Raw genomic sequence first — 22,154 nt, forward strand, 5'->3', positions numbered from 1 at the left:
CTCTCCGCGAGGAACTCCCCATGTCCGCGTCCTACGCACGCGTGCTGCGTCTTCCGCACGCCCGCCGCACCTTCGCCACCGCCCTGCTCGGCAGACTGTCGTACGGCGTCGTCCCGCTGTCCGTGATGCTCGCGGTGATCCGGGCCTCGGGCTCGTACGCGGTCGCCGGTGCCGTGATGGCACTGTTCGGCGCGACCGTCGTCTTCCTGGCACCCGCCCGGGCCGCCCTGATCGACCGTCACGGGCCGCGCCGGGCGCTCGTGCCCCTGCTGGCCGCGTACACGGCGCTGCTGGGGCTGCTGACGGCGGCCGTCTGGCGCCCCGGCGCCCCTCCCGTGCTGCTCGGCACCCTCACCGCCCTCGCGGGAGCCTGCGTCCCGCCCCTCGGCCCGACCATGCGGACCGTGTGGTCGCGCCTCGCCCAGGGCGACAAGGCCCTGCTCCGGCGGGCGTACAGCCTCGACGGGGTCGCCGAGGAACTGCTCTTCGTCTCGGGCCCCCTGCTGGTCGGCGTCCTCGTGGGGGTCGCGGCGCCGACCGCGGGGATCCTCGTCGGCGCGGCGCTGATGGTGGCGGGGACGACCGGGTTCGTACGGTCGCCGGCGGTGCGGGCGGTGCCTCCCGCCGCCCCTCCTTCCGTACGACGGGACAGGAGCGGTCGGCGGGTACTGCGCCGGATCGCCCGCCCCATGGGCGCTGCCGCGGCCGTCGGCCTCGCGCTCGGCGTGCTCGACCTGCTCGTCGTGGTGTTCGCCGAGCGGCACCACCTCGGCGGCGCGAGCGTGGCCTGGGTGCTGGCCGCGCTGTCCGCCGGGAGCGCGGTCGGCGGGCTGCTCAACGGGGCGGTCGGCTGGCGCACCGCCGCGCGGACCCGGCTCGCCCTGCTGACGGCCTGTCTGGGCCTGGCCCTCGCCTGCGCCGGACTCGCCCCCGGCTTCGGCACCCTCGCGCTGGTGATGGCGGGGGTCGGGCTCTTCGTGTCGCCGGCTGTCACCACCGCGTACCTCATCGCCGATGAAGAGGTCGCCCCCGAGGCCCGTACTCAGGCCGGGGCGTGGGTCAACACGGCCGTCAACGCGGGCAGCACGGGCGGTACGGCGCTGGCCGGCGTCGCGGCCGGGCAGGTGCCGGTGGCCGTGTGTTTCGCGGTGACGGGCGGGGTGGTCGCGGTGACGGCGGTGCTGGTCATGGCGAAGGGCGCCCGGGGGAGGGGCGCCCTTCGTGGGGAGGTGGCTGTCGGGTGACTGCGGGTCAGTCCTCGTCGTGGTCCTGGGTGACCTTGCCGGAGTCCAGGGCGACCTTCCAGTCGCCCTGCTCGCCGTTCTTCACGGTGTCCACGCCCCAGGCCACGCTGCCGTTGTCGTCGTCGAGGCCGACCTCGGTCACCGTGCCCTTCGCGGCGGCGGCCAGGGCGGCCTCGCGGGCGTCGGTCTGCGCGCCCTTCGCCGCGGCGAGCTCGGCGCGGTCGTCGGCGTCGTTGTCGTCGTCCGTGTCGCGCTGCGCGCCGAGGACCTTGCCGGAGTCGGGGGCGATCCGCACGTCGTACTCGCTGCCGTCACCCTTGACGACGGTCACCTCCCAGGCGTCGGCACCGTCGTCGTCCAGGTCGGCGGACAGGGCGGTGCCCGGGGTGTGCTGCAGGGCGGCGGCGATCGCGTCGGCCGCGGTGACGCCGCCCTTGGGGGCCGCCGTACGGTCGTCGTCCGAGGCGTCGTCGTCGCGGTCGTCCGCGGAGTCGTCGTCCCGGTCGGTTGCCTGCTGGACGCTCGTGGTCGTCTGGCGCTGCGTCGCCGTCGCGTCGTCGTCCCCCGCCGCGAAGGCCGCGACGGTGCCGCCGGTGGCGAGGGCTGCGGCGGTGAGGGTGGCGATGACGAGGTTGCGCTTCATGAGGATTCCTCCAGAGCGGTTCTGCTTCGTTCTGCTTCGTTCGCTTTCGACGACAACCAAGCTGCCTGAGAGGAGCTGAAGGTGACCTGAAGCTTCCTGAAGGCGTCTTCAGCGAGATTCTTGTGAGGAACCCCAGACGTTTACGCCTGGGGCGAATCGCATCGTGTGGGGCGCGCATAGGGCTGTCCGACGGAGCCGGCTGGAAGGGAACGCGCGAACGAGTGATCACCGATTCGTGGTCAGTTGTGCGAGAGTTGCCCGTTTGTACGGACGGCTGCGTAACGTCGGGTCCTGTGAAGCTCACCGTGCAGGTCAAACTCCTGCCGACGCCCGTGCAGGCGGCGGAGCTCGAGGTGACCCTGCGCGCCTGCAACGAGGCGGCGACCTGGGCGAGTGGGGTGGCGTTCGAGAAGGATGTGAGGCGGAACTTCGGGCTGCGCGAGCACACTTACGCCGAGATCAAGCAGCGCTGGGGACTGGGCGCGCAGGCCGCCCAGCACGTCATCAAGAAGACCTGCGACGCCTACGCCACGCTGGCGGCGAACCTGAAGGCCGGGAACCTGGGCAAGCCGTGGTCGAAGCGGTACCGGCGGGCCGTGGACAAGCCGGTCGTCTTCCGCCCCGAGGGCGCCCAGCCGTACGACGACAGGATGCTGTCCTGGCAGATCCCGGACCGCACCGTCTCCGTCTGGACGCTGTCGGGGCGGGTGAAGGGGGTGGCGTTCACCGCCTCCCCAGAGCAGCTGGCCCGCCTGGCCCTGTATCGCAAGGGCGAGTCCGACCTGCTCTACCGGGACGGCATGTGGTTCTTGAACGCCACCTGCGAGATCCCCGAAGCGGGACCGAACACGGATCCGGCCGGCTTCCTCGGCATCGACCTGGGGATCGTGAACATCGCCACGACCAGCGACGGCCAGATCATGGGCGGTCGCGCCCTGAACCGAGGTCGAGTGCGCGAACGCACGCTCCGGACCAAGCTGCAGAAGAAGAACACCCCCTCCGCCAGGCGCCGACTGAAGAAGCGGCGACGCAAGGAGGCGCGGCGGGCCAAGGACATCAACCACAAGATCGCGAAACATGTGGTGGCTGAGGCAGAACGCACCGGTCGCGGAATCGCCCTGGAAGATCTGACGGGCATCCGTGAACGGGTACGGCTTCGCAAGCCCCAACGGGCCACCCCACTCCAGCTGGAGCTTCGCCCAGCTGGGGCAGTTCATCGCATACAGGGCCAAGAAGGCAGGAGTACCGGTGGTTTACGTCGATCCGGCGTATACCTCCCGCACCTGCGCCGAATGCGGCCACATCGACAAGGCGAACCGGGTCTCCCAGGCGTGGTTCGCTTGCCGGTCCTGCGGATTCGTTGATCACGCGGACCGGAACGGCTCCCGCAACATCCGACAACGTGCGGAAGAGTTGTGGCGATGCGGGGCGCAGTCAACCGCCCCAGACCCGCCCCCGACACCCGAGGGTGGGACCGGACGCAAGCGAAGCACCACAACCAGTGGCGCCCGCTGTGCAAGCCCGTCGCTTTAGCGACGGGTCGTTGACGTTCGGTTTGCCACACTGTCCGTATGCGCCTGTTGATCGTCGAGGACGAGAAACGACTCGCCCTGTCCCTCGCCAGGGGCCTCACCGCCGAGGGCTACGCCGTCGACGTCGTCCACGACGGCCGCGAGGGACTGCACCGGGCGACCGAGGGGTCGTACGACCTCGTGATCCTCGACATCATGCTGCCCGGCCTCAACGGCTACCGGGTCTGCGCCGCCCTGCGCGCGGCCGGCCACGACGTGCCGATCCTGATGCTCACCGCCAAGGACGGCGAGTACGACGAGGCCGAGGGCCTGGACACCGGCGCCGACGACTACCTGACCAAACCCTTCTCCTACGTCGTCCTCGTGGCCCGCATCAAGGCCCTGCTCCGGCGGCGCGGAAACGGCTCCGGGGCCTCCCCGGTGCTCGAACTCGGCGGACTGCGCCTCGACACCGCCGCCCGCCGCGTCTTCCTCGACGGCACCGAGGTCACCCTCACCGCCAAGGAGTTCTCCGTCCTCGAACAGCTCGCGGTGCGGGCCGGCGAGGTGGTCTCCAAGGCGCAGATCCTGGAGCACGTCTGGGACTTCGCGTACGACGGCGACCCCAACATCGTCGAGGTCTACGTCAGCACCCTGCGCCGGAAGCTGGACGCGGGCCTCATCCGCACGGTCCGGGGCGCCGGGTACCGGCTGGAGGCCGCCCGATGAGGAGACTGCTCGGGTCGGTCCGGGCCAGGGCCACCCTCGGAGCGACCCTGGTGGTGGCCGTGGCGCTGGTCGCGGCCGGCGTGTCGGTCCTGCTGTCGCTGCGGTCCGACCTCATCGACCAGGCGGGGACGCAGGCCGAGCGGACCGCGCGGAACGTGGCCGCGGGCCTCGCCGCCGGGACGGCGTACGCCGATCTGAAACTGGACGACGACGAGGAGCCCGTGCAGGTGGTCGACGACCACGGCACGCTGGTCGCGGCGAGCGAGGACCTCCAGCGCATCAGCGGCACGGGCACCGGCGCGGTCAGGCCGCAGGCACCGCGGGACAGCGCCGGCTCCGACGACGAGGACGACGACCCCGCGTCCGAACCCGGTGAGATCGCCGACGAGGTGACCCTGACCAACGGCTCGGCCACCATCGACGGCGAGTCCGCCGACTACCGCTTCGCCGCCCTGGAGGTCGAGGTCCAGGGCAAGGGCACGCTCACGGTGTACGCCGGCGCCTCCCTGGACGCCGAGCAGGGCGCCGTCGGGACCGCGCAGACCGTCATGCTGATCGGCTTCCCGCTGCTGCTCGGGGTCGTCGCCGCGGTGACCTGGCTGGTCACCCGGCGGGCGCTGCGGCCGGTCGAGGGCATCCGTGCCGAGATGGCCGCGATCACCGCCTCCGAGGACCTCGCACGCCGGGTCCCGGTGCCGGACACCCACGACGAGGTGGCCCGCCTCGCCCGCACCACCAACGAGACGCTGGCCGCGCTGGAGACCTCCGTGGAGCGACAGCGCCGGTTCGTCGCCGACGCCTCGCACGAACTGCGCAGCCCCATCGCCTCGCTGCGGACCCAGCTGGAGGTCGCCGCCGCACATCCCGAGCTGCTGGATCTGGAGGGGGCGGTGGAGGACACGGTGCGTCTGCAGCGGCTCGCGGCGGATCTGCTGCTGCTGGCGCGGCTGGACGCGGGGGAGCGTCCGCAGGACACCCGGTTCGACCTGGGCGCGCTGGTCCGGCAGCAGGCGGAGGGCCGGACGGACGTGACCGTCGACGCCGAGGAGGTGACCGTGGCCGGGGCGAGGGGACAGGTGGAGCGACTGCTCACCAATCTCCTCGACAACGCCCAGCGGCACGCCCGTGCGCAGGTGTCCGTGGCCGTACGGCGGGACGGACCGCACGCGGTCGTGGAGGTCGCCGACGACGGGGACGGGGTGCCGCCGGCGGATCGGGAGCGGGTGTTCGAGCGGTTCGTGCGGCTCGACGAGGCTCGCGCGCGGGACGACGGGGGCGCCGGGCTCGGTCTCGCCATCGCCCGGGATGTCGCGGTGCGGCACGGGGGGACGCTGACGGTGCGCGACGCGCCGGCAGGCGGGGCCCTGTTCGAGCTCCGCCTGCCGGTTGTCTGACATCCGCTGCGCCGTCGTGGCTGGTGGCGCAGTTCCCCGCGCCCCTGGAGGGCGCCCTTACGGGCGGCCCCTGTGCCCCCTCAGGTGCTCTGCCACCGGCTTCAGCGCCTTGCTCAGTTCCGTCAGGGACTCCTCGGTCTGCAGATCGATGAAGTGCCGCCGCACAGAGGCCACGTGATGGGGCGCGACCTTCTTCATCGTCTCCATGCCGTGCTCGGTCAGAACCGCGTACAGGCCGCGGCGGTCGGACTCGCAGTTCTCGCGCCGGACCAGGTCCGCGTTCTCCATGCGGGTGATCTGGTGGGAGAGCCGGCTCTTGGACTGGAGGGTGGCGGAGGCGAGGTCGCTCATCCGCATCCGTACGCCCTCCGATTCGGAGAGATTGACCAGGATCTCGTAGTCGTTCATCGTCAGGCCGAACGGCTGGAGGTCCCTCTCGAGCTGATACGTCAACAGCCTGTTGACCTCCAGGTGGGTGCGCCAGGCGCACTGCTCCGCATCGGTCAGCCAGCGGGTGGCCGTCTCGGTCTCCATGAATGAAGTCTACCTAAAAGGTTGAAAGGCGAACTAATGAGGGTGGTGTGACTGTGCGCACACGTTCGAAGTCACACTCCGCAGACTACCGCTCACAGCCCGAAGCGACGCTGGAGGTCCCCCAGCTGTCCGGGAAGGCGCGGTACCCCCGGCTGCTGTGGATGCCCTGTGGGTACCCCGTGACCGCCGGGTACTCCGGCCTGCTGCGGAGTGGCTCCGACGGGCTGCTCGGCCATCAGGACCTCGGTCGACTGGAGCAGTACGGTGCCGGCCCCCACGAACTCGAACTGGTGCTCCTCCCCGGAGGCTCCGCCGAGGCCCGTCATCGCACGTAGACCGCCCATCAGACCGGTCATGTACCCGTGGTCGTAGTGGTGGCACGGGGAGGGGCAGTCGGCCCAGCCCACAAGCGCTTGCGGGTCCACCCGGATCGGGGGCTCCATGAACACCACCGGACCGTTGGACGCGGCCACGAACTTTCCGGTTCCGATGAGGGTCAGGAACCCGGGCACGATCGACTGCTTCAGCGCGAGACTTGGCTGAAAAGCGAGCAGGTTGCCGGAGCGAATGGTCAGGTTGCCGTCCTCGAGGTCGTACGAATTGACGTCGAAGGCCCGGTCGGCGAGGAGCATCTTGCCCGAGCCCTGCGCCACGACCCAGTCGCTCGCGTGCAGAGGCGAATGGAACGACGTACGGATCAGACCGTCGAGACGGCCGTGTCCGATGCCGTTGAAATCCATCTGGCCGTAGTAGGCGATCATCTTCCCCTTCTGCAGGAACCACTGGCTCCCCTTGAGCTCCACGCAGAAGGTGTAGTTGTTGACGTTGTCGTCGGAGGGCAGCGTGATGGGGTCGAAGACGGTCGGCCCGGCGCCGGGGTAGTGGCTCACAGCTTCTCCTCCGAGGCTTGGACGTACACCGCGCCGTGTCCGCTGAGCTCCAGTTGGAAGGCCTCGCCGGAACCGCGGCCCACCATGTCGCGCCAGCCGAGCGCCGTCGACAGCTTGTTGCGGACGTCGCCGTGGTGGGCGACGTAGGCCTGCGGGTCGACGTGGACGGGGCGCTGGGGGGTGATCGGGACCTCGAAGACCCCGCCGTGGGCCATGACCGCCACCGAGCCGTGGCCCTTGAGGGTGGTCGTGAAGAGCCCCTGGCCGCTGATCTGGCCGCGCACCATGCCCATCACACCGCCCTGCGAGCCCATGAACATGGTGCCCTGCTGGAGGGTGCCCTCGAAGGCGAGCAGCCGGTCCGCCTCGACGTACAGGGTGTCGCCGGTGAGGTTGATGACCGTGACGTGGTGGCCGCCGTGCCCGAAGAGCACGGTGCCGCTGCCTTCCACGGTCATCAGGGGCGTGTCCTCGTTGGCCACCCTGCGGCCGATCATCGACATGACGCCGCCCTGGCCGCCCTGGATGTTGGGGGTGAAGGACACCTCGCCCTTGTACGCCAGCATGGCGCCGCGCTGGCTGAACAGCCGCTGGCCGGGCATCACCGTGGCCTCGACCATCTTGGAGTTGATCTCGCGGAACGCCATGTCACACATCCCCCGCGATCGTGTTGCGCTCGCTGGGCTGGACGTACACCAGGCCGTCGCCCTCGAAGCGGATCTGGAAGGCCTCGCCGCCGCCCTCGCCCATGAACGTCCGGAACGTCACGCCGGACTGGAAGGACTGGTTGAGGTTGCCCTGGTGGGCGATGTAGGCGCCGGGGTCGACGGTCAGCGGGTACTGGTGGCTGACGCGCAGTACGACGGCCGGTCCGTCGGAGATGATCGCGGCCTGGCCGTGTCCTTCCACGGTCGTGGTGAACAGCCCGTTGCCCTGGGTCGCCCCGCGCAGGCCGGTGAAGCTGGTGCCGGTCCTGAGGCCGGCGTCGGTCGCGAGCAGGTTGCTCGACTCCACGAACAGTTTGTCCCCCTGGAGACTCACGAGGTTGATCTCCGAGGCGCGGTCGGCGAACCAGCAGGTTCCGTGCCCCGACACCTCCATCACGGTCATCTGCTCGCCGGTGATGCGCCGGGTGACCATGCCGCGGAGCCCTTCACCACCGCCGCTCAGTTTCTTGAACGCCATCTGGCCGTCGTACGCGACCATCGAGCCGTTCTTCGCCTTCACGGCGTCGCCGGTCATGTCTACGGCGAGCACTTTGCTGCCTTGGAGTCGAAACATCGCCACGGGGTGAAGGTAGCTGGCCGAAAGCCCTTCCCGACAGGTGGTAGTTGTCTGCGGGGTGGTGGGGGCGGGCGTTTTGCGCAGTTCCCCGCGCCCCTGGAGGCCTGCGGCGGCCCGTTGCGGTGTGGTGGGGGCGTGTGTAGCGCGTTTCGCTCGGTCGGTGGGTCGGGGCCGGGGTGGGGGGTATCCGTCCTCGGTCCGGCGGCTCGGTCGCTTGCAGATGTGCTCGGTTCTTGACGCCGGCCGCTGCGGGCGGACACCCCCCACCCCGTCCCCTGCGCGCCGTACGCGGCCAACGGTGCGTGGGGGCGGACGCGGGCGGCCAGCGGTCCGCGGTGGCGGGCGTGGGCGGCTGACGGTCCCGTCGTGGCGCAGGTCAACTGCAACTCCCTAGGGGCGCGGGGAACTGCGCGACCAGCCACGGCGGACCCGCAAGCCGCCTGACGACAGAACCCGGCACCCCGGCAGGCGCCCGGCCCAAGCCCAGCGCAGCAGGGGCGCGACCAGCCACGACGGACCCGCAGCCGCTCGACGACCTGACCCGGCACCCCCCGACCCCGATGGCGACAAACCGTTTGTCACAATGGGCGGGACGCTTGTGCGTTCGTTCACAAACGGCCCAGACCGTCGACGTACTCCCACCGAAGGTGACCCGTGGACCTCAAGACAGCTTCCGCCATCCGACGCCTCCGCCTGGTCTCCGCGCCGGAGGCGGTCTCGTTCCTGCTCCTGCTCGTCTGCTCGGTGCTGAAGCGGACCACCGACTTCAACGCCGTGCCGGTCATGGGCATGGTCCACGGCGTCCTGTTCATCATCTACCTCATCTTCTGGCTCGACGCCTGGTTCCGCACCAAGTGGTCCGCGAAGACCGGCATCTGGTACTTCGTGCTCTCCGTGCTGCCCACCGGCGGCTTCTTCGCCGAGCGCAAGCTCAAGCGGGAGTCCGAGGACGCCGTCATCGCCTCCCGCGCCCGCAAGGAAGGAATCGTGAACGCATGATCGTCGCCTTCTCCGTGACCCCGCTGGGGGTCGGCGAGGACGTGGGGGAGTACGTCGCCGACGCGGTGCGGGTCGTCCGTGAGTCGGGGCTGCCGAACCGGACCGACGCCATGTTCACCTCGATCGAGGGCGACAGCTGGGACGAGGTGATGGATGTCGTCAAGCGTGCCGTGGCCGCCGTGGAGGCACGGGCCCCGAGGGTCTCGCTGGTGCTCAAGGCGGACATCCGTCCCGGTGTCACGGACGGTCTGACCTCCAAGGTGGAGACGGTGGAGCGGCATCTGGCCGGTTGACGGTCCGTTCCACGTGAACCCCGGTCCCGCGCGGGCCGGGGTTTTCTCGTGACCCGTGATTGAGCGATCGCTCAAAAAGGTGTACGTTCCTGTCCCGAGTGTTTGAGCGATCGCTCAAACAGCGGGCTCACCTGGGGGAATGAATGGGGCTCTACATCGAGGCACGCATCCGTGCCGATCTCGACGACCTCTGGACCCGGACACAGGACCCGTCCCAGCACCAACGCTGGGACCTCCGCTTCACCCGGATCCACTACCTCCCGCGCGCGGAGGGCGAGCCGCAGCGCTTCCGGTACGCCACGCGCGTGCTGCCCGGTCTCACCGTCGCCGGCACCGGCGTCTCCGCCGGCGAGCGCGAACGCCCCGACGGCACCCGCACCTCCGCCCTGCGCTTCTCCTCCCCGCACCCGCTCTCGCTCCTCGCGGAGGGCAGCGGCTACTGGCGCTACCTCCCCGACGCCGAGGGCGTCACCTTCCTCACCGGCTACGACTACCGCCCCCGCTGGGGCCGCGTCGGTGCCGTCGCCGACCGGCTCCTGTTCCGCCCGCTGATGGGCTGGGCGACGGCCTGGTCCTTCGACCGGCTGCGGCTGTGGCTGGAACGCGGGATCACCCCCGAGCGCGCGCTCCGCAACTGGCTGACCGAGCTGCTGGTGCGCGCCCTCGTCGTCCTCGTCGGCTGCACCGGCCTCGGCCAGGAGCGGTTCCTGCGGCTCTTCGGCCCGCTGGCCGCGTCCATGGCGTACGTGTGGCCGCTGCTGCTCGCGGTCGTGATCTCGCTGGCCCTGTTCACGTCGCCCCTGGCCGGCACCCCCGCCGCCCGCCGTTGTCTGCGTCAGCCGCCCACACGCGTGCGTGCCCCGCGTGTCCTCCGGACCCTGGAGACCCCGCGATGACCTCGATGTTCCGCACGGTGATGGGCGCCGACTTCGACCGTCTCCACCCCCGGCTCCAGCGCCGCTTCTCGGTCGGCCTGACGAGCGGCGAGGCCTGCACCGGCCGGGGCGTGATGGACCGTGTCTGGCACGGCGGGGCCTTCGTGAAGCCCTTCCTCGCCCTCGGCGCGACCCGCAACATCCTGGTGCCGCGACCGGGCCGCAACGTGCCCTTCGTGATCGAGAACGTGCCCTACAGGGACACCTACGGCCGTGAGACGGTGACCTTCGTGCGCACCTTCCACCTGCCGGGACGCCCCCGCCGCTTCGACGCCCAGATGGTGCTCAGCCCCAAGGGCGACCGCATCCTCGACTACCTCGGCACCCACCAGCACCTCGCCAGCGAGCTCCACTTCCACGCCGAGCCCGACGGCTCGCTGCTGATCCGCTCCGGGGAGCACCGGTTCCGGGAGGGCGTGGTGGACGTGCGGGTGCCCGAGCTGATCGGAGCGACGGCGGAGGTGAGGGAGTCGTACGACGACAGGGCGGGCCGTTTCCGCATCCGGGTCCAGGTCGTCAACCGCCGCTTCGGCCCGCTCTTCGGCTACGAGGGCTCCTTCGAGGCAACGTACACCGACATCGCGGTCTGCGGGGTCCGCCCCGGCCTGCGCCCCGTGCGCGAGGAGGCCCGCGCATGAGCCCGGGGAGCGCCAAGGCCCTGGAGACGAAGACCAAACTCCTCGAGGGCGCGCTGCGGACCCTCACCGAGCAGGGCATCGCCAAGACGTCCGCCCGCACGGTCGCCGCGACCGCCGGGGTCAACCAGGCCCTGGTCTTCTACCACTTCGGCTCGGTGGACGAACTCCTCGCGGCCGCCTGCCACTACGGCGCCGAACGCGCGGTGGCCCGCTACCGCACCCGTCTCGCCGCGGTGACCTCCCTGTCCGAACTCCTCGCGGTGGGACGGCAGGTGCACGAGGAGGAGCGGGCCGGGGGACATGTGGCGCTCCTCGGCCAGCTCCTGGCCGGCGCCCAGACCCACGCCACCCTCGGCCCGGCCACCGCGGCCGGCCTGCAACTGTGGATCGCCGAGATCGAGAGCGTCCTCACCAGGGTCCTCGCGGCCACGCCCTTCGGTGAGTTCGCCGACCCCGCGGGCCTGGCCCGGGCCGTGGCCGCGTCCTTCGTGGGCATCGAGCTCTACGAAGGGGTCGACGCGTCCGGAGCCACCGCGGCCCTCGACGCCCTCGAACAACTCGGCGTGCTCGTCGCCGCGCTGGAGGACCTGGGCCCGGTCGCCCAGCGGGCGGTACGGCACCATCTCCGCAAGACCGGCCGCCGCTGACCCCGACCCGGGAGGACCCCGTGCCCGACAGCCTCTACGAGATCCTGGACGACCGCTTCCGCCCCTGCACCAACGGCGACAGCCGACTGGAAGTCCTCCACGACGGCTGCCGCTGGGCCGAAGGCCCCCTGTACCTGCCCGCCTGGCGCCAGCTGATCTGGAGCGACATCCCCAACGACCGCATCCTGCGCTGGGACGAGGCCACCGGCACGGTCGGCGTCTTCCGCGACCCGGCCGGCAACAGCAACGGCAACACCGTCGACCCCCAGGGCCGCCTGGTCACCTGCGAGCAGGGCAACCGCCGCGTCACCCGCACCGAGCCCGACGGCACGGTGACCGTCCTGGCCACGCACTACGCCGGTAAGCGCCTGAACAGCCCGAACGACTCCGTCGTACGCTCCGACGGCACGATCTGGTTCTCCGACCCGGACTTCGGGATCCTCAGCGACTACGAGGGGCACCGGGCCGAATCCGAGATCGGCGCGTGCCACGTGTACCGCATCGACCCGGCGACGGGCGAGGTCTCCCTGGCCGCGGAGGGCTTCGCCGGGCCCAACGGGGTCATCCTCTCGCCGGACGAGGAACGGCTGTACGTCTCCGACTCCCGGGCGGCCAGGATCCACGAGTACGACATCCACCCCGACGGCACGCTCTCCGCCGGCCGCACCTTCGCCGAGGCCCCCGTCGGCGTCCACTTCGACAACATCCGCTTCGACGACGAGGGCCGCCTGTGGGCTGCCGCCCTGGCCGACGGCATCCACTGCTACGCCCCCGACGGCACACTGATCGGCCGACTCCGGGTCCCCGAACCGGTGGCCAACGTGACCTTCGGCGGCCCCAAGGGGAACCGACTGTTCATCGCGGCCACGAGTTCTTTGTACTCCCTGGTGATGTCCGTGACAGGAGCGCGGAGGGTGTAGAGGTCGTCGGTTGGCTGCGGCCCGGTGGGGGCTGGTCGCGCAGTTCCCCGCCCCCCTGGGTGGGGACGGTGGACGCTCCTGAAGCCGCCGACGGCGTGAAGGGGACGGGGTGGGGGGTGTCCGCCCGCAGCGGCCGGCGTCCGGAACCGGGCCCCTTTCCGATGGACCGAGCCGCCGGACCGAGGACGGATACCCCCCACCCCGGCACCGACCCCAAACCGACCGCACGCGCTACACGCACCCCCACCGGACCGCAACGGGCCGCCGCAGGCCCCCAGGGGCGCGGGGAACTGCGCAAAACGCCCGCCCCCACGCACCCGCACAAGAACCCCCGCCCGAAAGGCGAGACGGTGCTGACCACGATGTGACCGGCCGGTAAGGTCGGTGCCGTGCCGAAGCCGCTCAGTCTTCCCTTCGACCCCATCGCCCGCGCCGACGAACTCTGGAAGCAGCGCTGGGGAAACGTGCCGTCCATGGCCGCCATCACCTCGATCATGCGAGCGCAGCAGATCCTGCTCAGCGAGGTCGACGCGGTGGTCAAGCCGTACGGGCTGACGTTCGCACGGTACGAGGCGCTGGTGCTGCTCAACTTCGCCAAGGCCGGCGAGCTGCCGATGTCGAAGATCGGCGAGCGGCTCATGGTGCACCCCACCTCGGTCACCAACACCGTGGACCGCCTCGTCAGGTCCGGCCTGGTCGACAAGCGCCCCAACCCCAACGATGGCCGCGGCACCCTCGCCTCCATCACGGAGAAGGGCCGCGAGGTCGTCGAGGCCGCCACCCGGGACCTCATGGCGATGGACTTCGGCCTCGGTGTCTACGACGCCGAGGAGTGCGCGGAGATCTTCGCGATGCTGCGCCCGCTGAGGGTCGCCGCGCGGGACTTCGACGAGGAGTGACCCCGGGCAAGATCCCCCGGAACGGGCGGTTACGCTCGACGGCATGAAGAAGAGCGTGCTGACCCGCTACAGGGTGATGGCCTACGTCACTGCCGTCATGCTGCTCGTGCTGTGCACCTGCATGGTGTTCAAGTACGGCTTCGACACGGGTGAGGGCGTCACCTTGGTCGTCTCCCAGATCCACGGCGTCCTCTACATCGTCTATCTGGTCTTCGCCTTCGACCTCGGCGCCAAGGCCAAGTGGCCGCTGGGCAAGCTGGTGTGGGTCCTGCTCGCCGGCACGATCCCGACCGCCGCCTTCTTCGTGGAGCGGAAGATCAGTCACGAGCTGGAGGGCACCTTCGCGGACGCCCCGCCCGTGCCCGCCAAGGCGTAACCCCACCGCCGTACGGCACGCGTACGGCGGTCGCTCATCGACGTTTACTAGGACGTCCTAGTAAAATGCGACGGTATGGACGCTGACGCCATCGAACAGGGCCGGCGACGCTGGCAGGCGCGGTACGACGCCTCGCGGAAGCGGGAGGCGGATTTCACCACGCTGTCGGGGGATCCCGTGGAGCCGGTGTACGGGCCGCGGCCGGGGGACACCTACGACGGGTTCGAGCGGATCGGGTGGCCGGGGGAGTATCCGTACACGCGCGGGCTCTATCCGACCGGGTACCGGGGGCGGACGTGGACCATCCGGCAGTTCGCCGGGTTCGGGAACGCCGAGCAGACCAACGAGCGGTACCGGAAGATCCTCGCCGCGGGTGGCGGCGGGCTCTCCGTCGCCTTCGACATGCCGACCCTCATGGGGCGCGACTCCGACGACCCCCGCTCGCTCGGCGAGGTCGGGCACTGCGGGGTCGCGATCGACTCCGCCGCCGACATGGAGGTCCTGTTCCGGGACATCCCGCTCGGTGACGTGACGACGTCCATGACCATCAGCGGGCCGGCCGTCCCCGTCTTCTGCATGTACCTCGTCGCCGCCGAACGCCAGGGCGTCGATCCCGCCGTCCTCAACGGCACGCTCCAGACCGACATCTTCAAGGAGTACATCGCGCAGAAGGAGTGGCTCTTCCAGCCCGAGCCGCACCTGCGCCTCATCGGCGACCTCATGGAGTACTGCGCGGCCGGCATCCCCTCCTACAAGCCGCTGTCCGTCTCCGGCTACCACATCCGCGAGGCCGGTTCGACGGCCGCGCAGGAGCTGGCGTACACGCTCGCGGACGGCTTCGGGTACGTCGAGCTGGGGCTCTCGCGCGGTCTGGACGTCGACGTCTTCGCGCCCGGCCTCTCCTTCTTCTTCGACGCGCACGTCGACTTCTTCGAGGAGATCGCCAAGTTCCGCGCGGCGCGGCGCATTTGGGCGCGGTGGATGCGGGACGTGTACGGCGCGCGGTCAGAGCGGGCGCAGTGGCTGCGCTTCCACACCCAGACCGCCGGGGTCTCGCTGACCGCGCAGCAGCCGTACAACAACGTCGTGCGTACGGCGGTGGAGGCACTGGCGGCCGTGCTCGGCGGCACCAACTCCCTGCACACCAACGCCCTGGACGAGACCCTCGCGCTTCCCTCCGAGCAGGCGGCGGAGATCGCGCTGCGCACCCAGCAGGTGCTCATGGAGGAGACCGGGGTCGCCAACGTGGCGGATCCGCTGGGCGGTTCGTGGTTCGTCGAGCAGCTGACGGACCGGATCGAGGCGGACGCGGAGAAGATCTTCGAGCAGATCAAGGAGCGGGGGCTGAGGGCGCATCCGGACGGGCGGCACCCCATCGGGCCGATGACGTCCGGGATTCTGCGGGGCATCGAGGACGGCTGGTTCACGGGCGAGATCGCCGAGGCGGCCTTCCGCTACCAACAGGCCCTGGAGAAGGGCGAGAAGAGGGTCGTGGGGGTCAACGTCCACCACGGGTCGGTCACCGGTGACCTGGAGATCCTGCGGGTGAGCCACGAGGTGGAGCGGGAGCAGGTGCGGGCGCTCACGGCGCGGAGGGCCCAGCGGGACGGGAGTGCCGTACGAACTGCCCTGGACGGCATGCTCGTTGCCGCCCGCGACGGGTCCAACATGATCGAGCCGATGCTGGACGCGGTACGGGCGGAGGCGACGCTCGGGGAGATCTGCGGGGCGCTGCGGGAGGAGTGGGGGGTCTACACGGAGCCGCCGGGGTTCTGAGCCTCCGGGGCGACTGTCCTCACCGCGTGCTCCCTCCCGCCAGCCCCGTCAACAGCACCTGCGTGAAGGCGTGCACCCACGCCTCGTCGGCCGGCTCCGCGCTCACCAGCGTGCGGTGGACCACGGCCCCCGCCACCATGTCGAAGATCAGGTCGACCGTGCGGGCCGCCTCGGCGGGGTCCGTCTCCGGGGGCAGTTCGCCGCGGGCCTGGGCGCGTTCCCGGCCCTCCAGGACCAGCCGTTTCTGGCGGGTGACGATCGAGGACCGGATGCGCTCGCGCAGCGCGTCGTCGCGGCACGACTCGGCGACCACGGCCATCAGGCCGTTCCTGGCCTCCGGCCGCGCCAGGATCGCCGCGAACTGGAGGACCACGCCCTCGATGTCGTCGGCCAGGGTCCCGCAGTCGGGGAGTTCCAGTTCGTCGAAGAGTTCGGCCACCGCGTCGACGACGAGTTCGTTCTTGCCGGCCCAGCGGCGGTAGAGGGTGGTTTTCGCGACCCCCGCACGGGTAGCCACATCTCCCAGCGTCAGCTTCGACCAGCCCAGCTCCACCAGTGCGTCCCGCGTCGCCGCGAGGATCGCGGTGTCCGCGGCGGCACTGCGCGGGCGTCCTGTGGCGCGCGGGGCGGGGGTGCGGCTCTGCATGCCACGACCATAACGGGCGGTTCCTGTGTCGCAGTGAGGGAGATCACCGGGGTGGGGTACCGGGCAGGCACTCAGTGCCATTACGCTACGACTCGTAGCGAAAGCTCGTGGCGGACGTACACGAGCGGACGGCACGCACGGCGTGGGGTGGGGACCCGGCGCCAGGGCCGCGCTGCACGACCGGCTTTCACATCGCTTTTCACACACGCGCGTGTACGGGGGAGGATAGGCGCATGCAGCCACGGAACATGTCCATGAGCGGAGTCGTCGACCTCGCCGCGGTGAAGGCGGCCCAGGAGGCCAAGGCGAAGGCGGAGCAGGCGCGCGCCGAAGCGGCCCGGCAGGGCGGCGGCACGGGGGCCGTCTCCCCGGCCGATCTCGTCATCGACGTCGACGAGGCGGGGTTCGAGCGCGATGTCCTCCAGCGGTCCACCGAGGTCCCGGTCGTCATCGACTTCTGGGCCGAGTGGTGCGAGCCCTGCAAGCAGCTGAGCCCGGTGCTGGAGCAGCTCGTCGTCGAGTACGGCGGCCGCCTGCTCCTCGCCAAGATCGACGTCGACGCCAACCAGATGCTGATGCAGCAGTTCGGGGTGCAGGGCATCCCGGCCGTCTTCGCCGTCGTCGCCGGGCAGGCCCTGCCGCTCTTCCAGGGCGCGGCCGGCAAGGAGCAGATCCAGCAGACCCTGGACCAGCTGGTGCAGGTCGCCGAACAGCGTTTCGGGCTCACCGGTCTCACGGTCGACCCGGACGCCGCGCCGGGCGGTGGCGCCGGGGCCCAGCAGGCCGCCGCGGTGCCGGCGGGGCCGTACGACGCACTCCTCGAAGCCGCCGTACACGCCCTGGACGCAGGGGACTTCGGCGGTGCGGTGCAGGCCTACAAGAACGTGCTGAGCGACGACCCCGGCAACTCGGAGGCCAAACTGGGGCTCGCCCAGGCCGAGTTGCTCCAGCGGGTGCAGAGCCTGGACCCGCAGCGGACCCGCAAGGACGCGGCCGAGAAGCCGGGGGACGTGCCGGCGCAGATCGCCGCCGCCGACCTGGATCTGGTGGGCGGTCATGTCGAGGACGCGTTCGGACGGCTCATCGACACCGTGCGGCGCACGGCGGGTGACGAGCGGGACACCGTACGGATTCGGCTACTTGAGCTCTTCGAGGTCGTCGGCGCCGACGACCCGCGGGTGTCGGCGGCCCGCCGGGCCCTGTCCCGCGCCCTGTTCTGAGGGCCGATCCGAGCGGGGCGCGAGCCCGGTTCTGACCAGTCGCTAAACACCACGGCATGTGATGCCGGAGTGAAAGATTTGCCACCAGAGGGTCACTGCGGCCGCACTTTGCCAAAACTTGGCAATTGCGGCCGCTGTTACTTCCAGTAAGTCAGAGGCGTTGATCTGTCGGATTCTGTCCATCGATCAACTGCTTTGTCCTCCCGCTGTTTGCCACCCAGCGTCGCCGTCCGAGACCAGCGGGTCGTTGTTCGGTTATCCGGCCGTTACTACCGAGTAACGAAGCCCCTTGTGCGGGCGGCGAGAATGCACCACGATCGGCGACGCTCGGTCCTTTCCCGTACCCCGACAGCCGGTCGGGCGCCGGGAGTCCCTGGGTCCCCACCGAGCAGAGCCGGCGGCAGGTGCGCCGGTTCTTGGACAGGGGGGTCTTCGCCCAACCGGCGAAGCCTGTCCAGCAAGGTTGTGCGTGATGCGTGTCAGGCGCGACCAGTGGTTGTCGCTCGGGGGTGATCGCCGGTGATCGGTGCGCGGTTCGCGCCTCCGAGTGCGGGCGCTCTCCTTCCCGAGGACGTAGCACTTCTCCCATCCCTGCCCGGCTGAGCCGTCCTTTCGAGAGGGCAGTCAGGGCCGGAGATGTACGTCCGAGAAGGAGGAAATATGGAGTCCCAGGTGCGTGGCGGGACCAGATGGAAGCGGTTCGCTGTGGTCATGGTGCCCAGCGTCGCCGCGGCCGCGGCGGTGGGCGTCGGGCTTGCGCAGGGTGCGCTCGCCGCTTCGTTCAGCGTCTCCGGCCAGCAGTTCAAGGTGTCGGCGGCTGAGCTGCACGGTACGGGCTTCGCTCAGTACGGCGGTATAGACACCGTCTACAAGCAGGTCGACGGCAAGGAAAAGACCCAGGTGCCGGTCGCGATCTCGTCGTTCGACGACGCGACCATCAGCAAGATGTGCCAGTCGGTCAAGACCACCATCCCGCTCATCAACAAGACGTTCTACCTGCGTCTTGACGCGGGTGGTGGCAAGACGCCGGTCTCGGCCCACAACCTCTACATCGATGTCGCCGACCTCCAGGCCAACGCGGAGTTCACGAACATCGACATCGGCGTCGCGGTCAAGGACAAGACCCGCGGTCCCGACGTGAAGGCCGGCGAGAACGTGCTGCCGGGCGGCTTCGCCCAGCAGGCGGAGAAGGCCGACCTCTACGACGTCAAGCAGACGGCCTGGGCGACCACGGCCGGCACGTTCAAGCTGAGCGGCCTGTCGATGAAGCTCGGCACGGACGCCGACATGGAGTGCTACTGACGGCTCCCGCACCGGGATGTCCTGGGGGCGGCTGAGCCGTCCCCAGGGGGCGGCGGAGCGTCCGCTCCTCCGCCCCCGCCCGGGCGACGGTGCCGCGGGCACCCGTACAGACTCAGATCTTCCGGCTTCACACGCCTACGGCCGAGCCGGTACGAAATTCCACCGGACCAGGGAGCTTTTTCCATGAGTGCCGAGACTCCGGTCCAGAGCGTCGGGACCTTCACCCGGCTGCGTCTGCGATTCCGCGCCTGGCGGGGCAACCGGCCGTTCTGGGGGGGCCTGTTCACCCTGCTCGGCGGGGTGCCGATCGCCTACTTCCCCTACGCCACACTCAAGTTGGGCACCATGTCGATCGCCATGGCGACGACTGCGGGTGCCGGCTCCCTGATCATCGGCGTACTGCTGGTCACGCTGGGCCTGACGATGTGGTTCCAGCAGGCCACCCGGGTCTTCGCCGGTGTCGCCGCCATCGTCCTCGCCCTGGTGTCCCTGGTGGTCTCCAACATCGGCGGCTTCATCCTGGGCTTCCTCTTCGCGCTGATCGGCGGAGCCCTTGCCGTCTCCTGGGCACCGGGCGCGCCGCCGCAGCCGGGAGCGCAGGACGGCAGGGACAGCGCGGGTGACGCGCCCCAGGCCGCCGACCCCGACACCACCCTCCTCCGTCCCGTGACGGACGACATCGCCGCGCCGTCCTACGAGGCGCCGGAGTCCGGCCGTGACGCGTCGTCGGACCGTACGCCCGAGAACGCCTGGGCCGGCGGCGAGGACGCGAACGGGGGGTACCGTGTCGGCTGAGAACCTTCAGGGCGAGGGCTCCGCGGCCGCCGCGGAGGTCAGAACCGGGCCTCGGCACGCGGCGCCCAAGAAGCCGCTGTTCAACAGGTTCCACATGCCGGCCGGCAAGGCGATAGCCATGGCGGCCATGCCGACCGCCGTCCTCATGGGCATCGGGTTCACCCCGACGCTCGCCCTGGCCGACGACGCGCCGACCGCCAAGAGCCTGACCGCGGACGAGTACAAGGACTGCATAGCCGCCCTGGACGGCAGCGCCTCCCCGTCCGCGTCGGCGAGCGCGTCCCCGTCCACCGACGACCCCACCCCGTCCCCGTCGGCCTCCGCCGGCTCGGGATCGAACTCCGGCTCGGGCGGCTCCACTTCGTCGGATTCAGGTTCCGACGACAAGGCCACGCCGACCCCGTCGCCGTCCGCCTCCGCGAGCAAGGAGACGAGCAAGGAGGAGAGCAGCTCCTCCGGCACGGGCTCGGGCTCCGCCACCGCGACGCCGTCCCCCTCCGCCTCCGCGAGCGACGACGGCAACCTCCTGACGGACATCGGCGACGCGATCACCGGGATCTTCACCGGCGGCAAGGCCTCCTCGACCCCGACGAGCGAGCCGAGCGCCACCCCGACCCCGTCCGCGTCCGCCTCGCAGAGCGCCGCGGACCCCGTCAAGGAGACGACCGACAAGGTCACCGACACGGTGAAGGACACCGTGAAGGACACGACCGACACGGCGTCCAAGGCGGCCGAGGACACCAGCAAGGCCGTCGAGGACACCACCAAGGCGGCGGCCGACGCGACGGCCTCCCCGAGCCCCTCGGCGAGCTCCTCCACCGACCCGGAGGACTGCCCGGTCGCCACGGACGACGTGGGCGACACCGAGCCCGGGGTGACGGTGGCGGACAACGCCTGGACCCTGAAGGCCAGTTCGCTGACCCTCAAGGGCGCCGACTACCAGGGCATCGTCAAGGTCAAGACCGCGAGCGGCAAGACCAAGAAGGTCCTGAAGTACGTCATCTCCGGCGGCACCGACATCGGCGACCTCCACCAGATCGTCACCGAGCGCGGCAAGACGTACCACGTGCAGGCCGGCAAGGGCACGACGTCCAAGATCACCGGCGGCAAGACGACGATGTACACCGAGAGCATCTCCGGCAACCTGCTGGGGCTGATCCCGATCACGTTCAGCCCGGACAACCCGCCCCCGCTGAACATCCCCCTGATCTACTTCACCAACGTGACGGTCCAGCAGGCCGCGCAGTACGGCGGAACGCTGACCGTTCCCGGGATGCACCAGTACAGCGAGGGCTGAGCCCCCACGAACCCTTCCGGGAGCCGCACAGGCTGAGGGCGCCCCCTGACATCAGGGGGCGCCCTCAGTGTCTTAGCGGCACAAAAGTGGTGGCGGGCCACATCCGTAAAACCTCTTCACAGTTTTCACACAGCCGTCATAGGGTGATTTCAGCCATGGACATGACCATCCATGGTGCGGGGGTGAGGCCGGGTCCGTGCACACCCCTGCCGACCACGTCGACGGGGGCTTCCCACCGTGATACCGAATTCTCCGGGCCGTCCGCTGATCCGGACGGCCCTCCTCGCGCTGGCCGGCGCCGTGACCGCCGCACTGGCGCTCACCACGGCGCACCCAGCAGCGCCGACCGCCGCGCCCGAGCCGCATCCGCGGGGCGCGGCCGCCGACGGCGCCCCGCTCCTCCAGCAGGCCGCGACCGACGGCACCGGGCTCTCCCCGCTGCTCGCCCGCGGCAAGGACGGCCGCCTCTGGGACTACGAGCCCAAGGGCACCGGGGGCTGGAAGGCCCGGGTGGACATGGGCGGCGGCTACTCCTCCGCCAGTGCGCTCGTCCAGGCCGGCATCTCCGACTCCGGCCGCGGCAACGACCTCTACTTCCGCATGGGCGGCACCCTCTACTACACCGCCGAACGCGGCAACGAGACCAAGAGGCTGGGCACCGGCTGGGACCAGTACAACCTCCTCGTCTCCGTCGGGAACATGGCCGGCAGCGCCCAGCCGGACCTGGTCGCCCGCGGCACCGACGGCCAGCTGTGGCTCTACCAGGGCAAGGCCGACGGCACCCTCTCCGCCCGGATCCGGATGAAGGACTCCACCGGCTGGAACGGCATGAGCCTCATCGCCGGACGCGGCGACTACACCGGCGACGGCATCGCCGACCTCGTCACCCGCAACAGCGCGGGCAACCTGCTGATCTACCCCGGCACCGGCAAGGCCACCGCCGACGCGGTCCTCGGCACCAGCACCTCCCTGGGCAACGTCGACTGGAAGGACTACACCGCGCTCGTCTCGACCGGCGACAACAACGGTGACGGCAAGGCGGACCTGATGGCGGTCGACGCCGCGGGCGCCCTGTGGCTCTACAAGGGGACCGGCACCGCGAGCGCCCCCTTCAGCGCCCGCACCCAGATCGGGACCAGCGGCTGGACCCAGTACAACCTGCTGTTCTGAGCCCCCTTCCCG

The 22,154-nt window shown here is 70.5% G+C and carries 23 protein-coding genes and 1 pseudogene; 18 read left to right on the forward strand and 6 right to left on the reverse strand.

What is annotated here, in order from left to right; all coding sequences use genetic code 11:
- The first annotated feature begins 20 nt into the window (after window positions 1-20).
- Window positions 21-1,244, forward strand: a complete 1,224-nt coding sequence (locus AC2XR2_RS30455; RefSeq protein ID WP_491516794.1) for an MFS transporter — start codon at window positions 21-23, stop codon at window positions 1,242-1,244.
- Between the two features lie 7 nt (window positions 1,245-1,251).
- Here AC2XR2_RS30455 and AC2XR2_RS30460 read toward each other — a convergent pair whose 3' ends face one another.
- The gene (locus tag AC2XR2_RS30460; RefSeq protein ID WP_491516795.1) at window positions 1,252-1,887 is read right to left on the reverse strand and encodes a PepSY domain-containing protein; all 636 of its coding nucleotides are present in this window, start codon (window positions 1,885-1,887) and stop codon (window positions 1,252-1,254) included.
- Between the two features lie 293 nt (window positions 1,888-2,180).
- Here AC2XR2_RS30460 and AC2XR2_RS30465 point away from each other — a divergent pair.
- The 3 genes and pseudogenes from AC2XR2_RS30465 to AC2XR2_RS30475 all read left to right on the forward strand — a co-directional run bounded on the left by AC2XR2_RS30465 (window position 2,181) and on the right by AC2XR2_RS30475 (window position 5,521).
- Window positions 2,181-3,420 (forward strand): annotated as a pseudogene (locus AC2XR2_RS30465) (RNA-guided endonuclease InsQ/TnpB family protein).
- A 38-nt stretch (window positions 3,421-3,458) separates the two neighbouring features.
- Window positions 3,459-4,127 (forward strand): response regulator transcription factor, encoded by a 669-nt coding sequence (locus tag AC2XR2_RS30470; protein ID WP_491516796.1) that lies wholly within the window; start codon window positions 3,459-3,461, stop codon window positions 4,125-4,127.
- On the forward strand, window positions 4,124-5,521 hold the full coding sequence (locus AC2XR2_RS30475) for a sensor histidine kinase (protein ID WP_491516797.1): 1,398 nt from the start codon (window positions 4,124-4,126) through the stop codon (window positions 5,519-5,521). The genes AC2XR2_RS30470 and AC2XR2_RS30475 overlap by 4 nt, the downstream gene beginning before the upstream one ends.
- 57 nt (window positions 5,522-5,578) lie before the next feature.
- On the opposite strand, the gene AC2XR2_RS30480 is transcribed toward AC2XR2_RS30475, so the two are convergent.
- The 4 genes from AC2XR2_RS30480 to AC2XR2_RS30495 form a co-directional block, all read right to left on the reverse strand.
- Window positions 5,579-6,055: a MarR family winged helix-turn-helix transcriptional regulator gene (locus tag AC2XR2_RS30480; RefSeq protein ID WP_123763111.1), complete on the reverse strand. Its 477-nt coding sequence runs from the start codon at window positions 6,053-6,055 to the stop codon at window positions 5,579-5,581.
- A gap of 92 nt (window positions 6,056-6,147) precedes the next feature.
- Window positions 6,148-6,945: an AIM24 family protein gene (locus tag AC2XR2_RS30485; RefSeq protein WP_491516798.1), complete on the reverse strand. Its 798-nt coding sequence runs from the start codon at window positions 6,943-6,945 to the stop codon at window positions 6,148-6,150.
- Entirely contained in the window at window positions 6,942-7,592 is a 651-nt protein-coding gene (locus AC2XR2_RS30490) for an AIM24 family protein (protein ID WP_330264414.1), read from the reverse strand. The genes AC2XR2_RS30485 and AC2XR2_RS30490 overlap by 4 nt, the downstream gene beginning before the upstream one ends.
- 1 nt (window position 7,593) lies before the next feature.
- Entirely contained in the window at window positions 7,594-8,226 is a 633-nt protein-coding gene (locus AC2XR2_RS30495; protein WP_330269597.1) for an AIM24 family protein, read from the reverse strand.
- Window positions 8,227-8,883: 657 nt separating this feature from the next.
- Here AC2XR2_RS30495 and AC2XR2_RS30500 point away from each other — a divergent pair.
- The 9 genes from AC2XR2_RS30500 to icmA all read left to right on the forward strand — a co-directional run bounded on the left by AC2XR2_RS30500 (window position 8,884) and on the right by icmA (window position 15,712).
- A complete protein-coding gene (locus tag AC2XR2_RS30500; RefSeq protein WP_062027038.1) occupies window positions 8,884-9,228 on the forward strand; it encodes a DUF3817 domain-containing protein in 345 nt (114 codons plus the stop codon).
- The gene (locus AC2XR2_RS30505; protein ID WP_123763116.1) at window positions 9,225-9,521 is read left to right on the forward strand and encodes an MTH1187 family thiamine-binding protein; all 297 of its coding nucleotides are present in this window, start codon (window positions 9,225-9,227) and stop codon (window positions 9,519-9,521) included. Before AC2XR2_RS30500 ends, AC2XR2_RS30505 begins: the two co-directional genes overlap by 4 nt.
- A gap of 143 nt (window positions 9,522-9,664) precedes the next feature.
- Complete coding sequence (locus AC2XR2_RS30510) at window positions 9,665-10,417, forward strand: hypothetical protein (protein WP_381305939.1); 753 nt, start codon at window positions 9,665-9,667, stop codon at window positions 10,415-10,417.
- Window positions 10,414-11,094 (forward strand): DUF4166 domain-containing protein, encoded by a 681-nt coding sequence (locus AC2XR2_RS30515; RefSeq protein ID WP_491516799.1) that lies wholly within the window; start codon window positions 10,414-10,416, stop codon window positions 11,092-11,094. The genes AC2XR2_RS30510 and AC2XR2_RS30515 overlap by 4 nt, the downstream gene beginning before the upstream one ends.
- Window positions 11,091-11,741 carry a TetR/AcrR family transcriptional regulator gene (locus AC2XR2_RS30520; protein WP_491516800.1) on the forward strand — a complete coding sequence of 217 codons (651 nt, stop codon included), beginning with the start codon at window positions 11,091-11,093 and terminating at the stop codon, window positions 11,739-11,741. The genes AC2XR2_RS30515 and AC2XR2_RS30520 overlap by 4 nt, the downstream gene beginning before the upstream one ends.
- A 20-nt stretch (window positions 11,742-11,761) precedes the next feature.
- The gene (locus tag AC2XR2_RS30525; RefSeq protein WP_491516801.1) at window positions 11,762-12,661 is read left to right on the forward strand and encodes an SMP-30/gluconolactonase/LRE family protein; all 900 of its coding nucleotides are present in this window, start codon (window positions 11,762-11,764) and stop codon (window positions 12,659-12,661) included.
- Window positions 12,662-13,050: 389 nt separating this feature from the next.
- Complete coding sequence (locus tag AC2XR2_RS30530) at window positions 13,051-13,560, forward strand: MarR family winged helix-turn-helix transcriptional regulator (protein WP_449349997.1); 510 nt, start codon at window positions 13,051-13,053, stop codon at window positions 13,558-13,560.
- A gap of 43 nt (window positions 13,561-13,603) precedes the next feature.
- Window positions 13,604-13,936, forward strand: a complete 333-nt coding sequence (locus AC2XR2_RS30535) for a DUF3817 domain-containing protein (protein ID WP_491516802.1) — start codon at window positions 13,604-13,606, stop codon at window positions 13,934-13,936.
- A gap of 75 nt (window positions 13,937-14,011) precedes the next feature.
- Window positions 14,012-15,712: a coenzyme B12-dependent isobutyryl-CoA mutase large subunit gene (gene icmA / locus AC2XR2_RS30540; protein WP_491516803.1), complete on the forward strand. Its 1,701-nt coding sequence runs from the start codon at window positions 14,012-14,014 to the stop codon at window positions 15,710-15,712.
- A 19-nt stretch (window positions 15,713-15,731) separates the two neighbouring features.
- Here the strand turns inward: icmA and AC2XR2_RS30545 are convergent, their stop codons facing one another.
- Window positions 15,732-16,358 carry a TetR/AcrR family transcriptional regulator gene (locus AC2XR2_RS30545; RefSeq protein ID WP_491516804.1) on the reverse strand — a complete coding sequence of 209 codons (627 nt, stop codon included), beginning with the start codon at window positions 16,356-16,358 and terminating at the stop codon, window positions 15,732-15,734.
- A 233-nt stretch (window positions 16,359-16,591) separates the two neighbouring features.
- On the opposite strand from AC2XR2_RS30545, the gene AC2XR2_RS30550 reads away from it, so the two are divergent.
- From AC2XR2_RS30550 to AC2XR2_RS30570, 5 genes are all read left to right on the forward strand, one after another.
- On the forward strand, window positions 16,592-17,578 hold the full coding sequence (locus tag AC2XR2_RS30550; RefSeq protein ID WP_449349999.1) for a tetratricopeptide repeat protein: 987 nt from the start codon (window positions 16,592-16,594) through the stop codon (window positions 17,576-17,578).
- Between the two features lie 660 nt (window positions 17,579-18,238).
- On the forward strand, window positions 18,239-18,880 hold the full coding sequence (locus AC2XR2_RS30555) for a DUF6230 family protein (RefSeq protein ID WP_330264403.1): 642 nt from the start codon (window positions 18,239-18,241) through the stop codon (window positions 18,878-18,880).
- A 183-nt stretch (window positions 18,881-19,063) separates the two neighbouring features.
- Window positions 19,064-19,675 (forward strand): DUF6114 domain-containing protein, encoded by a 612-nt coding sequence (locus AC2XR2_RS30560; protein ID WP_449350000.1) that lies wholly within the window; start codon window positions 19,064-19,066, stop codon window positions 19,673-19,675.
- Window positions 19,665-20,972, forward strand: coding sequence for a hypothetical protein (locus AC2XR2_RS30565; protein WP_491516805.1), 1,308 nt, complete (start codon window positions 19,665-19,667; stop codon window positions 20,970-20,972). Before AC2XR2_RS30560 ends, AC2XR2_RS30565 begins: the two co-directional genes overlap by 11 nt.
- A gap of 237 nt (window positions 20,973-21,209) precedes the next feature.
- Window positions 21,210-22,142 (forward strand): FG-GAP repeat domain-containing protein, encoded by a 933-nt coding sequence (locus tag AC2XR2_RS30570; protein WP_449350002.1) that lies wholly within the window; start codon window positions 21,210-21,212, stop codon window positions 22,140-22,142.
- The last annotated feature ends 12 nt before the right edge of the window (window positions 22,143-22,154 follow it).

The sequence above is a fragment of the Streptomyces sp. LS-MS-L19 genome, from assembly GCF_058382285.1.